Source organism: Geomonas sp. (genome assembly GCF_035254065.1).
In the GTDB taxonomy this organism is placed as follows: domain Bacteria; phylum Desulfobacterota; class Desulfuromonadia; order Geobacterales; family Geobacteraceae; genus Geomonas.
On the sequence record NZ_DATFBA010000369.1, the window covers coordinates 1 to 12961 of the forward strand.

The 12961-nt window shown below is 63.1% G+C and carries 10 protein-coding genes; 4 read left to right on the forward strand and 6 right to left on the reverse strand.

What is annotated here, in order from left to right:
• Nucleotides 1-167: 167 nt before the first annotated feature.
• Both VJ604_RS17160 and VJ604_RS17165 read right to left on the reverse strand, forming a co-directional pair.
• Nucleotides 168-1337, reverse strand: coding sequence for a M24 family metallopeptidase (locus tag VJ604_RS17160; RefSeq protein ID WP_324084618.1), 1170 nt, complete (start codon nucleotides 1335-1337; stop codon nucleotides 168-170).
• The gene (locus VJ604_RS17165; RefSeq protein ID WP_324084620.1) at nucleotides 1321-1863 is read right to left on the reverse strand and encodes a nitroreductase family protein; all 543 of its coding nucleotides are present in this window, start codon (nucleotides 1861-1863) and stop codon (nucleotides 1321-1323) included. The genes VJ604_RS17160 and VJ604_RS17165 overlap by 17 nt, the downstream gene beginning before the upstream one ends.
• A 248-nt stretch (nucleotides 1864-2111) precedes the next feature.
• Here VJ604_RS17165 and VJ604_RS17170 point away from each other — a divergent pair, with 248 nt between their 5' ends.
• Nucleotides 2112-2528: a helix-turn-helix domain-containing protein gene (locus tag VJ604_RS17170; protein ID WP_324084621.1), complete on the forward strand. Its 417-nt coding sequence runs from the start codon at nucleotides 2112-2114 to the stop codon at nucleotides 2526-2528.
• Nucleotides 2529-2566: 38 nt separating this feature from the next.
• Entirely contained in the window at nucleotides 2567-3799 is a 1233-nt protein-coding gene (locus VJ604_RS17175; RefSeq protein ID WP_324084622.1) for an endonuclease Q family protein, read from the forward strand.
• Between the two features lie 107 nt (nucleotides 3800-3906).
• Here VJ604_RS17175 and VJ604_RS17180 read toward each other — a convergent pair whose 3' ends face one another.
• The gene (locus VJ604_RS17180) at nucleotides 3907-4563 is read right to left on the reverse strand and encodes a DsbC family protein (RefSeq protein WP_324084623.1); all 657 of its coding nucleotides are present in this window, start codon (nucleotides 4561-4563) and stop codon (nucleotides 3907-3909) included.
• A 283-nt stretch (nucleotides 4564-4846) separates the two neighbouring features.
• Nucleotides 4847-5326, reverse strand: coding sequence for an HIT family protein (locus VJ604_RS17185; RefSeq protein WP_324084624.1), 480 nt, complete (start codon nucleotides 5324-5326; stop codon nucleotides 4847-4849).
• Between the two features lie 321 nt (nucleotides 5327-5647).
• On the opposite strand from VJ604_RS17185, the gene VJ604_RS17190 reads away from it, so the two are divergent.
• Both VJ604_RS17190 and VJ604_RS17195 read left to right on the forward strand, forming a co-directional pair.
• On the forward strand, nucleotides 5648-7900 hold the full coding sequence (locus VJ604_RS17190) for an NADP-dependent malic enzyme (RefSeq protein ID WP_324084626.1): 2253 nt from the start codon (nucleotides 5648-5650) through the stop codon (nucleotides 7898-7900).
• A 273-nt stretch (nucleotides 7901-8173) separates the two neighbouring features.
• The gene (locus VJ604_RS17195) at nucleotides 8174-8923 is read left to right on the forward strand and encodes a TonB family protein (RefSeq protein WP_324084628.1); all 750 of its coding nucleotides are present in this window, start codon (nucleotides 8174-8176) and stop codon (nucleotides 8921-8923) included.
• Here the strand turns inward: VJ604_RS17195 and VJ604_RS17200 are convergent, their stop codons facing one another.
• Both VJ604_RS17200 and VJ604_RS17205 read right to left on the reverse strand, forming a co-directional pair.
• Entirely contained in the window at nucleotides 8924-11476 is a 2553-nt protein-coding gene (locus VJ604_RS17200) for a hypothetical protein (protein ID WP_324084629.1), read from the reverse strand.
• Between the two features lie 60 nt (nucleotides 11477-11536).
• Nucleotides 11537-12961 (reverse strand): transglutaminase TgpA family protein (locus VJ604_RS17205; protein ID WP_324084631.1); only part of this gene is annotated, 1425 nt, incomplete at its 5' end.

Consider the following 12961-nt stretch of genomic DNA (forward strand, 5'->3'; position numbering starts at 1 on the left):
CCGCTTCTAGATTACCATATCTCCAGCCTGTCATACGAAACGGAAGGCGGGTGGCGGGAGCGCCCCTCTCCCTGGAGGGGGTATGGATGAAGACAAAAAAAAGGGCAATCCGTCGATTGCCCCAACTAAACGGCCGGCAGAAAGGGCCGATCACAACTGCTGTATCGTCAGATGATCACCAGGTCATCAGGGAGGTCGGTGATCTTCTCCCCTCCCTGCCCGGTCACGGCGAAGGTGTTTTCGATGCCGATGACCCCTTCGCCGGGGATCACGAACTTCGGCTCGATGGCGATGGTCTGCCCGGCCTTAAGCGGCACCTTGAAGCCTTGGGCGATGACCGGGAATTCGTCGAGCTCGAGTCCCACGCCGTGCCCCACGAAGCGGGCATTCTCCCCCGGCGCCCCCATGAAGTAGTTCCCCAGCCCCGCCTCCTCTGCCATCCGGGCCGCGCTCAGGAAAAGCTCCTCGCAGATGGCGCCCGGCTTCAGGTTCTCGGCCAGGTAGGCCTGGATCTCCAGCGAGGTCCGGAAGGCCTTGCGGAGTGGTTCGGAGAGCCCGCCGATGGCGAACACGCGGGTCATGTCGACGATGTAGCCGCCGAACACGCCGGTGTAGTCGACCAGCACCGGGGTATTGGGCGCGATGGTGGAAAGCGAGGCCCCGTGCGGCGAGGCGACCGACAGGCCGCGGCCGGTGACTGCTCCGTCGAAGAAACCGGGGAGTTCCGCGCTTGCCCCCGATACGGCCAGTCCCATGAAAAGCTCCTGGTTGAAGGCCCGCATCCGCACGTACCCTTCACAGCCGGCCTTGCGCAGGCGGCACTCGATCTCGGCAGCCAGGTCGATTTCGCGCATTCCCTCCTTCAGAAAGGAAGGGATCTCCCGGAAGACGGCGCTGGTCTTCTGGCCGCTTTCGCGCATCCGGGCCAGTTCGAAGGGGCTCTTCACCGAGCGGATCTCGCGGTTGATGGCGGAGATGTCCACGAACTCGCAGCCCGGCAGGAGCTTGGCGTAGAAGTTATATTGTTGGACCGGGATGACGTCGAAGGTGATGCCGATCTTCTGCACCCCTGGCCCCAGCAGCTGGGGCAGTTCCTTGCTGGAGGGGAAGGGCCTCACCACCTCCACTGCCGACTCCGCCTGCGCGCGGGAAAGGCTCTTGCGTACCAGAAGCGACGGCTCACCCGAGGCAGGGACGTAGAGCAGCGAGTTCTGCCTGGTGCCGGCGAAGTAGTAGATATCGATGGGAAAGAGCAGGAAAGCGGCGTCGATCCCCTTGGCGGTTAACTCTTCCTGCAGGCGTGCGATCCGCCTGGCCGACTCAGCCTTGTCTGGCATGCGCCCCCCATTGCTCGTAAAAGGCGATCTCGGAGAGGTCCTTGCGCGGCCGGGGTTTGGGTTCCTGGTCAGGATACCCCAGGGGGGTCACCCCCACCACCCGGATCCCGTCCGGGATTCCCAGTGCCCCCTTGATCTTCTGCTCATCGTACCACCCCATCCAGCAGCTCCCCAGGCCGAGCCCGTGGGCGGCCAGACAGATGTGCTCGAAGGCGATGGCGGTGTCGCCGATGTAGTACTCGATGCCGTTCTCGATCCCGGACTCGGCGGGGTCGGCACAGACCACGATTATGCAGGGGGCCATGGCGATGGCCTTTTTGCCGGGGTTGTCCTCGGGAAAGGCTGCCAGCAGGCTCTCCCTCCGGTCGGACTCGGTGAGCACCAGGAAGCGCCAGCACTGCATGTTCTTCCAGGAAGGCGCCAGCCTGGCAGCATTGAGAATCTGTTCTATTTTTTCCCGTTCTACGGGGATATCCTTGTACTTCCTGATGGAGCGCCGGTCGCTGATGACCTTGAAGATGTCCATGTTTCAGCCTCCCGAATGGTAGTGGCTACCATACATACACCAATAACACTGTTTTGTAAACGACCAAGATGGGCACAATTTATTTTCAGCGACGGCACGCCCCGGCAGGCGGGAGATCCGGCAGCGTTCCGCGGGGGGCCGGCGCGCGTATACCATTGTCATAGCTACTTAATTCGGTTGACACAATGGGCGTCATGCTCTACATTAAACCCACATTTTACTCGGGAATGTCAGTGGGAAGGAAGGCAATGGACGAAACCATACGCGGTGAAGAGTTGACCCCGATCGGAGACCTGGCGATTTCGCTCGGCCTCACCACCAGGACCATCCGCTACTGGGAAGAAGTCGGCATCCTGGAGAGCGTGCAGAGAAGCGACGGCGCCACCCGCGGGTTCACCCCGTACATGGTGCGGCGCATCAAGTTCATCATCAAGCTGAAGGAACTGGGGCTCACCATCAAGGAGATGCAGGACCTCTACGTTGCCTACGGCGAGGCGAAGCAGACCGAGAGGATGATCCCGCGCCTGCTGGAGATCCTCGACGAGCACCTGGAGAAGATCGACGAGAAGATGGCAAAACTCGCCTCCCTCAGAAGCGACATCGACTCCTACCGCCACAAGATGGCGGAAAAGTTCGGGGCATCCGAACGAGACCACCAGCAATAAATGACCCGCCACGCCTCCTTGCCGGCGTCACCGCCGGCATGACCTTCATCGCAGACCTCCACATCCACTCCCGCTACTCGCGCGCCACCAGCCCCGATCTGACCCCGGAAACCCTCTGGCGTTGGGGGCAGCTGAAAGGGATCGGCGTGCTGGGGACGGGAGACTGCACCCACCCCGGCTGGCTCAAGGAACTGGAAGAGAAGCTTGCCCCCGGCGACAACGGCCTCCTCACCCTGCGCGAGCAGCCCCACCACTCGGCGGTCCCCGGCAGCTGCCGCTCCCAGCTCTCCTTCCTCCTCTCCGGAGAGATAAGCTGCATTTACCGAAAAGGCGGCAAGACCAGGAAGGTGCACTGCCTGGTGCTGCTCCCCGATTTCGCCTCGGCGCACCGGCTGAACGACTCCCTCGCCAAGGTGGGGAACCTCGCCTCGGACGGCAGGCCCATCCTGAAGCTGGACGCCAAGGAACTCCTGAAGATGGTGCTGGACGCCTCGCCCCGGGCGATGCTGATCCCTGCCCACGCCTGGACCCCGCACTTCTCCGTGTTCGGCATGGCCTCCGGCTTCGATTCGCTCGCCGACTGCTTCGAGGAACTCGCGCCGCAGATTCGCGCCATCGAGACCGGCCTCTCCTCCGACCCAGCCATGAACTGGCGGGTCTCGGCCCTGGACGGCATCACCCTCATCTCCAACTCCGACGCGCACTCCCCCTCCAAGCTGGGACGCGAGGCGACCGTCTTCGACTGCGAGCGCTCCTACCAGGGGATCTTCTCCGCCATCGCCAGCGGGCGGGGTGTCGCCTCCACCATCGAGTTCTACCCCGAGCAGGGGAAATACCACGCCGACGGGCACCGCGGCTGCGGGGTGAGGCTCTCCCCTGCGGAGACCGTTGCCCACGGCTTCCGCTGTCCGGCCTGCGGAGGCAAGATAACGGTGGGAGTGCTGCACCGCGTGGAGCAGCTGGCGGACCGGCCGGCAGGCAGCACGCCCGCTGCCGCCCCACCCTTCCATTCGGTCATCCCGCTCCCGGAAGTGATCGGTGCCGCACTGCGTGTTGGAGCGGAGAGCAAGCGGGCGCAGGCTGTCTATTTCGACCTCCTGCAGCGGATAGGTAGCGAGTTCGAAGTCTTGCTGGAGGCGCCGCTGGAGACGGTGGCGGAGGCATCCTGCGCGGCGGTTGCCAGCGGGATCGGCGAGATGCGGAGCGGCGAGGTGGAGATCGAGGCGGGCTACGACGGCTTGTTCGGCAGCATCATGGTTCGGTCGGGTTGACAGCCCTGGTGGGCGATGCCACCTGTCGGCAGACGACAAAGGCGGATGACGTGGTGCCCCAGAGGCCCGTTCCATCCGCCTTTTTTATCCGCAATGTGCAGGTGATCTTATTTCAGCAGTTCGTCGAACTTCGCGGTATCGGCCCCCACAACCTGCTGGCCGTTGATGTAGAAGGTCGGTGTCCCCTGGATACCGACCTTCTTGGCGAGTGCCATGTGCTCCTGGGCGAGGGCCTTGTCGGCATCGCTGGGAGCGGGTGCGGTAGCGGGGATCGGCTGTCCCAGCATCATGGAGTCATAGGCGGCCCCTTTGTTCTTCGCCCCCAGGATGTACTCGACCTTGGTGATCGCCTGCGGGTGGGCCAGCGGTGCGAAGAAGACGTACTGGGTCACGTCGGTTCGCTTGGTGAAGTACTCGTAGGCCTTTCTGCAGTAAGGACAATCGGGATCGGTGAACTCAACCACCACCTTCTTGCCGTCGCCGATCTTCACCGCCTTGTCCAGCGGCAGGTCCTTCACGACGTTCGCCGCCAGCGCTCCACGGCGCTCGGCAGTCTTGCTCTTCAGATCCTTTCCCACCATCTCGCCGATGATGACAATTTCCTTGTCCGGGTTGTAATAGAATATGTTGGTTCCGGAGTCCACCTCGTAGAGCCCCGGAATCTCGGTGGGGAGTACTTTGTCGAACTTCACCTGGGGAAAGCTGCTGCGCAGGGACGCCTCAGCCTTGCTGACGTCCGAGGCGGCGAACGAGACGGCTGTCATTCCCAGCAGCATTCCTCCTGTCAACAGAGCGGCTACCGATTTGCTCGAAAGCGACATATCAACCTCCAGAGTTTGTTTTCATTTCACCGCAAGCCAAGCGACAGCTAACTATACCACATCTTTGGGGAAATCACTCCCTCTCTTTGAGGTATTTTGCGCAGGCAGCCTGCCCCCTTCCCACTCGGCAAGCGACCGTAAATCGCGGTAGGCCCGGAAGTGCGAGTGAGACAGCAGCAACGCAGAGGGAGCTTGTGCGATGCGTAGCGGGGCAGGAACGGGTCAGTCAGGCTGGCGCCTGGGCGAAAAAGGGGAGCAGCCGATCGTAGGTGGCCATCAGCGCTTCCGGCAGCACCCGCGTGTCGGCGACCACGGACATGAAGTTGCTGTCGCCGCTCCAGCGGGGAACGACGTGCACGTGGAGATGAGCGGGCACACCGGCGCCAGCGGCCTTGCCCAGATTGATGCCGATGTTGAAGCCGTCGGGTCCGCTGGCCTTGGTGAGCGCTGTCCGGCAGAGGGCGACCGTCCTTAAAAGCTCGAGGACCTCGGCGTCGGTGAGATCCTCCAACTGGGCGACGTGACGGACCGGGGTCACCATCAGGTGGCCGTTCACGTAGGGGTAACGGTTCAGCATCACCTGAGTAAGCGCGGTGCGCCGCAGGATGAGCTGTTCCCGCTGGTCGCCTGACCCGCAGAAGATACAGGCATCGCCCTTTTCCTTGGTGATGAACTCGATTCTCCATGGCGCCCACAATCTTTCCATTGCACTCTCCACCTTACGTCAACCGGAAGTAAAACAGCTTTTGCGAGGTCAAGGGTCGCCTCTCATCACTTAAAATCTCGTTTTTACTGGCTGCCGTCAGCAGCACGGGACAAAAAGATCGTTTTATTACGGGACAAACATCTTGACACCGCTATAGGTTAGGTTTATCTATCCGTATACGAGTTCCCCTTGCCCCGCACGTAGACCCACTATTAATTTTACCGACTTTTTTAAAAGCCGCCCGTTTCCCACGGATTTCCCGCGTCCAGGAGCCCTCTCCCCCGACGATCGGATATGCACATCTACAACCAGGAGGTCGCAATGACGAAAAAGATTGATGCACTTGAATACCACTCCACAGGCCGCAAGGGTAAGATCGAGGTGGTTCCCACCAAGCCCTGCCTTACCTCCCGCGACCTGTCGCTCGCCTACACGCCGGGGGTGGCGGAGCCCTGCCTCGAAATCGAGAAAAACCCCGAGGAGGCCTATAAATACACTGCCAAAGGGAACCTGGTTGCCGTGGTCTCCAACGGCACCGCGGTACTCGGCCTCGGCAACATCGGCGCCATCGCCGGCAAGCCGGTCATGGAAGGGAAAGGGATCCTCTTCAAGCGTTTCGCCGACGTGGACGTCTTCGACCTGGAGGTGAAATCGGAGAATCCCGACGACGTCATCAAGGTCGTGCAACTCCTGGAGCCGACCTTTGGCGGCATCAACCTGGAGGACATCAAGGCCCCCGAGTGCTTCTACATCGAGGAAGAGCTCAAGAAGACCATGAACATCCCAGTCTTCCACGACGACCAGCACGGCACCGCCATCATCTCCTCGGCTGCCCTGATCAACGCGCTGATGCTGGTCAACAAGAAGATCGAGGACATCAGGATCGTGGTGAACGGCGCCGGCGCGGCAGGCGTCGCCTGCGCCAACCTGGCCATCTCGCTGGGGGCCAGGCAGCAGAACGTCATGATGTGCGACACCAAGGGGGTCATTTTCAAGGGGCGCACCGAAGGGATGAACGTCTACAAAGAGCGCCTGGCGGTGGACACCGAGCTCCGCTCGCTGGAGGACGCGATGAAGGGGGCCGACATCTTCATCGGCGTCTCGGCCAAAGGCGCGGTAACCCCGCAGATGGTGCGAGACATGGCCAAGGACCCCATCATCATGGCCATGGCCAACCCCGACCCGGAGATCACTCCCGAGGAGGCGCTGGCGGTGAGAAGCGACGTCATTATGGCCACCGGCCGCTCCGACTACCCGAACCAGGTGAACAACGTGCTCGGCTTCCCCTTCATCTTCCGCGGGGCCCTGGACGTACGCGCCAGCACCATCAACGAGGAGATGAAAGTGGCCGCCGTCATGGCGCTGGCCGAACTCGCCCGCGAAGACTGCCCCGACTCCGTCTGCCGCGCCTACGGCAACGAGAAGTTCTCCTTCGGCCGCAACTACATCATCCCTAAACCGTTCGACCCCAGGGCGCTGCTCCGGGTGGCCCCGGCGGTTGCCAAGGCCGCAATGGATTCCGGCGTGGCACGCCAGCCGATCGAGGATATGGACCGCTACGTGGAGTCGCTGGAGGCGCTGCAGGGCAAGGCCAAGGAGACCCTCCGCTTCGTGATCAACAAGGCCAAGTGCGATCCCAAGAAGATCGTCTTCCCGGAAGGCGACAACGAGAAGATCCTCAAGGCGGCCTACAACCTGATCGAGGAGGGGATCGCCCAGCCGATCCTGATCGGCAACCGCAAGAAGGTGCAGGACAAGATCGCCGAGTTGGGCCTCGACCTAAACGCCACCATCATCGATCCCGAGGATTCCGAGCTCACCGAAGGGTACGCCCAGGAGCTCTACCGTCTGCGCCAGCGCAGGGGGGTCACCCTCTCCGAGGCCCGCCGCATCGTGCGCAGGAAGTCGCGCAACCACTTCGGCTCCCTGATGGTGCGCATGGGCGACGCCGACGCGCTCATGTCCGGCATCGACTCCCACTACCCGGATACCATACGCCCCGCCCTGGAGGTGATCGGCAGGCAGCCCCAGCTGACCGGCGTGCACGGCATGTACATGATGATCTTCAAGAAGGGGATCTACTTCCTGGCCGACACCACGGTGGAGATCGACCCCACCGCCGAGGAGCTGGCCGAGACCGCGCTTCTGGCGGCGGAAAAGGTACGGCTTCTGGACATCGTCCCCAAAATCGCCATGCTCTCCTTCTCAAACTTCGGCTCGGTCAACCACGAGCTGACCCTCAAGGTGAAGAAGGCGGTCGAGCTGGTCAAGCAGAAGGCGCCCGAGCTCGAGGTGGACGGCGAGATGCAGGCCGACACGGCAACCACGCCGGAACTGCTGGCGAACTACCCCTTCTCCACGCTGACCGGGCCCGCCAACATCTTGATCTTCCCGGACCTGAACTCCGGCAACATCTGCTATAAGCTCCTGCACCGTCTGGGTGGCGCCGAGGCGATCGGTCCCATCCTGATGGGGATGAAGAAGCCGGTCCACGTGCTGCAGCGGGGAGACGACGTGGCCGACATCGTCAACATGGCTGCCATCGCCGTGGTCGACGCCCAGAGCGTCGAATAGGTTTTTTCGCTGGGACACTACGCGAAAAAGGGACCCCTCAGGGGGTCCCTTTTTTGTGCAATCTTAGCGCGGCAGCGAAAGAAGGGGCGGATCGGCAGTGCAGCCACGGGTGGCGATGCCACAGCTCACTGTTTTCACAGGGTTTTCAGCAAAAGTTCTCGTGACTGTCTATCCGTCACCTCCACCCTCTCTTGCCTCTTCCCCTTCGGCAGGCTATTTGCTACACTACAGCGTCAGGCCCCAGCCGATCTCTTAGCAAAGGAAAGACAAGCGATGGAAGAAGCACTCCAATTACCTCTCACCGAACAGCCCATAAAGCGTAACAACTACCTGGTGGCGGGGATTGCCACCTCGCTGCTCCTGCATGCCGCCTGCACCGTCTTCCTGCTCGCCATGCCCTCCGGTTCCCATGGAAATCGCTCGATAACCTATATCGACCTCACCCTCCCGCAGGGTGCGTCGCCCGCCATGACCGCCCCGGCCGCCCGCCCGGCGGTAAAGACCCCTGCGGTGCTGCAGACGCCCCAGCCGGTGGAGAAGGCCCTCCCCGTGCCGGAGGCGCAGCCTGCGCCGGCCGAGCAGGCGAAAAGCGCACCGGCACCGGCCGCCAACACAACGGAACAGCCGGTGGCCGGCACGCCGGAACAGCCGGTGGCCAGCACCTTCGGCCTTGGCCTGAGCAGGGGATTCTTCAGGAGCATCCATGACGGAGAAACTCTGCGCACGGACGTGAAAGAGTACTACATGGCGATGCTGGATGGGATCAACAACAAGTGGTGGATGGACAAGCAGTTCGACAAGGTCCGCATCGAACCGATCGAGGTGTGGATCACCATCGCGCGCAGCGGCCAGGTGCTGAACGCCCAGCTGACCAGGTCCTCCGGCAACCCCCGTTACGACAAGATGGTGCTGGCTGCGCTCAGCACAGCGGGGCCGCTGCCGCCACTGCCGGCGACCTACGAAGACGAGACCTTCCAGGCGCCGCTGCGCCTCTCCCCGCCCCTGAACCTGTTGGGTTTCTAGTTACTGAAGCTCGGCCTCTTCCAGGTCGATGAAATCAAGCGACTCTTCGCCGGTGAGGGCCGAAAGCCTCTCGGCGACGTCATGGAAGGTGGGATCGGAGAGGTGGACCTCGCGGTAAAGCTCGATGGCCTCCCGGGGAGCGCCTTGGCTTTCGTAGAGGTAGCCGAGCTCGTAGCAGATAGTGGCCCGCTCCTCGCTGGAAAGGACATCCAGCTCACGCCCCCGTTGCAAGAGATCCTGGGCCTTCTCCGGCTCCCCTTTCTCGCGGAAGCAGACGGCCTGCAGGGTCAGGCAGTCGAGCCTGCGCTGGGGGTTGCCGGCGGCCAGCTCGAACTCCTGGATCGCCTTGCTGTACATCCCCATCTCCTTGTAACCTACTCCCAGGTCGTAATGGGACTCCAGCTCGCCGAGATCGACGACCTCTCCCGCCGCGTTCTGCGGGAAAATCTCCTCCCAGCCGCGTAACGGCTCCTCAGGCGGCACCGGCTGCAGTTGGGCCTCCTCGGGCAGCTCTGCCGGTTCCTCTGCCAAGCCAAGCTCTTCGAGCGCGTTCGACAGATCGGCGAGATCATCGTGGAGTTCAACCTCCTCGACCTCCTCGATCTCCTCGGCATGCTCGAGCCCGTCGGGATGTCCCGCCCCGGCCATCACAGCATCATCAGCTACCTCCCCAGACTCTACAGCCGTTTCCAGGGGAGCACCTTGCTGCCACCCGAAGTCTGGGATCGAGGAATCCTCGGCAAGATCCAGCTCCAGGGGGATCTCTCCGGCTCCCTCCACCAGCGTGTCGCCAGCCTGCAGCGCAGAGCTTGGCGGAGCGACAGCCGACGCCGGAGACGGCTCCGGCCCGAAGGGCGAAGCGAGTTCTTCAGAGGCGGCGGCCTCCCCGAACGGTGAAGAAAGTTCTTCAGAAGCGGCCGCTCCCCCAAAGGGAGACGGCGCCTCCTCAGGCGGAGAACCTGCCTCGGCAAAGCTGGAAAGGTCCTCGTCGAGGGAAATCTCCATCTCGAAGGGAGACGCTGCTGCTTGAGGTGCAGCGGGCTCGGCGGAGGGAGCGGAAGCGACCGGCGAGGGTGCCTCCTCGAAGAAGGAGAGGTCGCCGAAGGAGGAAGGAACCTGTTCGCTGGCAACTGGCGCCCCGAAAGGAGAGCTCTCTTCGGCCGGCAGGGAAGACGGCTCTTCCTCGAGGTCGAGGTCGAGGGAGAAGTCGACCGGTAGCTCTACCTCGCCAGCCGCGGCGACTGCACTGCCTCCATCGTCATCGAGATCGAGATCGATCTCCTCCTCCCAGGGAGCCGCGGCGGCTTTGGGAGCTCCGGCGGCGCCGGGAGCTGCAACTGCGGCGCTGGCCGGATTTTCTGCTTCCCAGGGGGACGGGGGTTCCGCACCGCTTCCCGCCGAGGGATCGGAGGGAGCCGGAGCGCCAAAGGCGCTCAGCAGCTCGGCATCGGCGCCCTGCGACGGCTGCGACGAGAAGAGACTCTGCTCCGGCCTGAACTGTGACTCCCCTTCCTGAGTGAGGGCGTCCAGCTTGTCGACGGCACCTGCGGCCTGGTAAACGCGCTTCAGGGCCTCGACCGCTTTGGCCTCCCGCGCCACGTCCGCCGATAGCGACAGCAGCAGTGATTCGGCCGCCTGGGTCCTTCCCTTCTCGAGAAAACGCGGCAGATGCCGCTCGATGAGCGACAAAGCGCCGCGGGAATCGGCGGAGTCGATATGGAACCGGATCCCCGCCTCGATCACGTCGAGCTGGTCGGGAAAAAGGTTCAGCATCTGGGCGTAGGCCTGCCTAAGCGCGGTGGAGTTCCCGCTCCGGCGCTCGGCATCGCAAAGAAGCTGCCAGGCCCGTAGATCGCCGCGGTCCCCCTTCAACCTCTCGTGCAGCAGGTTGATGGCACCTTCGCATTCCCCTGCCTCGATGCGGGCCTCAATGGCATCCAGGTCGTCCTCCTGGCGGGAGGCGAACAACTGCCCCATCCGTTCGGCGACCTGCTGGGCAGCAGCCGCGTCGCCGCGGGTCTTGAGGGACCTTGCCAGGCTGCTGAAGGCCTCGTAGGATGCGTCCTCGGCGCCGGAGGCGTAGAGGATCTCAGCATGCTTGAGACGGGTGGCCGCCTGGTCGCCGTCGATCACCAGCATCTGCTCGATGACCTTGATCGCCTCCTTGAGGAGCCCCTCCTTTTCATACTGGGCCACCACCTGCCCGTACTCGGCGAGGGCGTTGCCGATCAGTCCCTGCTTGTGATTGAGGGAGGCGATGGTGAGGACGATCTCGGTATTGTTGGGAGAGAGGCGCTGGATCTGCTTGTAGACGGCGATCGCCTTCAGGAAGTAGGAGTTCTCCGCGTAATGCTTGGCGATCCCCTCGTACTGGGCTATCGCCTCTTCCTTGCGGCTGTCCCGAACCAGGAGCTCCGCCAGCTTCTGCCGATAACGGATCTCCTTGGGCTCCAGGGCGACCACCTGCTGGTAGTCCTTGATCGCCTTGTCAAGCTGCCCCTTCAGCATGAAACGCTGGGCGCTCTCCAGATATTTTTCTTTTTTAGAAGCCAAATCGTCGCCTCATATCTCGCTGAAATACCACGGCTAAATTAAAGCAAACGGGCACCCGTGTCAAGCCGGATGCTGACCTATGCTGCGAATGATGTCGTTGAGGCGGGCGGTCTCGGCGGGAAGCAGCGCACGATCATGGTAAACCGCATTGCCGTAGATGGCGGCGAACTCCTTGACCTGCGGGTCGTCAAGCTCCTCCGCCAGCTCAAAAAGTCCCCGCGACTCCCACGCCGTCCCGGGGTAACGGGTGGCGAGCGCCCGCAGAAAACGCTTGAGCACCCTCTCCTCGGCGCTCCTCCCCGCCGTCATCAGCAGGGGGACCAGCGCGGCCAGCAGGAAGGCCGCGGCCGCCACCCCCGCAAGAGGCTTCCAGAAACCACCCGGCAGCCTGATGTTGCGGGCCTTGCTGCCCGCAGCGGTGAACAGCGCGATCTGCTTCTGCAGGTCGTAGGTGATGACGGCCTTGTTCCAGTAAAAGCCGAGGGCGTCGGCGTACATCCTGAGCTGCCGCCCCATGCCGCCATTTCTGCCGAAACCGGTGGACCAGGTGCTGGGGTCCACGGTCACCCAGCCGCGGCCGGGATCGTAGGCTTCCACCCAGACGTGCGCCATGTCCTCGGTGACCAGGTAGTAGCCACCCATGGCGTTGTAGGTGCCCCCGTGGTAGCCCCCCACCAGGCGGGTCGGCACCCCGGCCAGCCGCAACAGCGTGGCGCAGGCGGAAGCGAAGAGCTCGCAGTGGCCCCGCTTTTTCACAAACAGGAAGGAGTCCAGAGCATCCGGGCCCACCGGCAGCCCACTGGTCGCGTAGGAAAGCCGCTGGTCGCGGAAAAACCGCTCGACCAGGCGGAGCTTCTCCGGCACGTCCAGCCCCGGCCGGGACAGTTCGCGCCCCTCTGCCCGCATCCGGTCTGAGACCGCGGGAGGAAGCGAAAGATAGAAGTCGGGGTCGATCCCCCCCTTCACCGCCAGTGCGTCGGAGAGCACCGATTCCGCCTCGTACTTGATCCTCTTCTCAGGGGGGCGCTCAAGGGTGAGCACGTCGTCGCCGGAGCTGTTGTAACGCAGTCCGGAAAGCCCGCGCGGGATGTTGAGGGCCAGCAGATAGGGGGTACGCGACGGCTCGGGGTAGATCTCCTGATGGATGAAGGTCCCCTTCCCTACCCCGGCCATCCGCTCCTCCACCGGGAGCCTCACCCAGTCGTTCCCCTGCAGGGCGTTCAGCACGATGCCGCGCCAGTAGAGCCTCTCCTCCGGGACCTGGCGGCAGATCGCCCGCAGCACGACCCCCTTCACCTCGTTCACCGCTGGTGCGCTCCCCGGTTTCACCGTGTCGCTGAAGCCGGTGACCTTGGCGCCTGACTGGTTCATGAAATCCCACAGCGGATACTGGGTCCTCGGCAGAAGCACGAACAGAAGGAGCAGGATGGGGAGCGAGGCGACCGGCATCAGAGAGGAAACGGTCAGCACCTTCTTCGCCTCACG

Excerpts from the sequence above, each read along its gene's own strand:
- VJ604_RS17165 (WP_324084620.1), bottom strand. The coding sequence starts at position 1,863 with ATGGACATCTTCAAGGTCATCAGCGACCGGCGCTCCATCAGGAAGTAC.
- VJ604_RS17190 (WP_324084626.1), top strand. The coding sequence starts at position 5,648 with ATGACGAAAAAGATTGATGCACTTGAATACCACTCCACAGGCCGCAAG.
- VJ604_RS17160 (WP_324084618.1), bottom strand. The coding sequence starts at position 1,337 with ATGCCAGACAAGGCTGAGTCGGCCAGGCGGATCGCACGCCTGCAGGAA.
- VJ604_RS17195 (WP_324084628.1), top strand. The coding sequence starts at position 8,174 with ATGGAAGAAGCACTCCAATTACCTCTCACCGAACAGCCCATAAAGCGT.
- VJ604_RS17175 (WP_324084622.1), top strand. The coding sequence starts at position 2,567 with ATGACCTTCATCGCAGACCTCCACATCCACTCCCGCTACTCGCGCGCC.
- VJ604_RS17180 (WP_324084623.1), bottom strand. The coding sequence starts at position 4,563 with ATGACAGCCGTCTCGTTCGCCGCCTCGGACGTCAGCAAGGCTGAGGCG.
- VJ604_RS17170 (WP_324084621.1), top strand. The coding sequence starts at position 2,112 with ATGGACGAAACCATACGCGGTGAAGAGTTGACCCCGATCGGAGACCTG.
- VJ604_RS17185 (WP_324084624.1), bottom strand. The coding sequence starts at position 5,326 with ATGGAAAGATTGTGGGCGCCATGGAGAATCGAGTTCATCACCAAGGAA.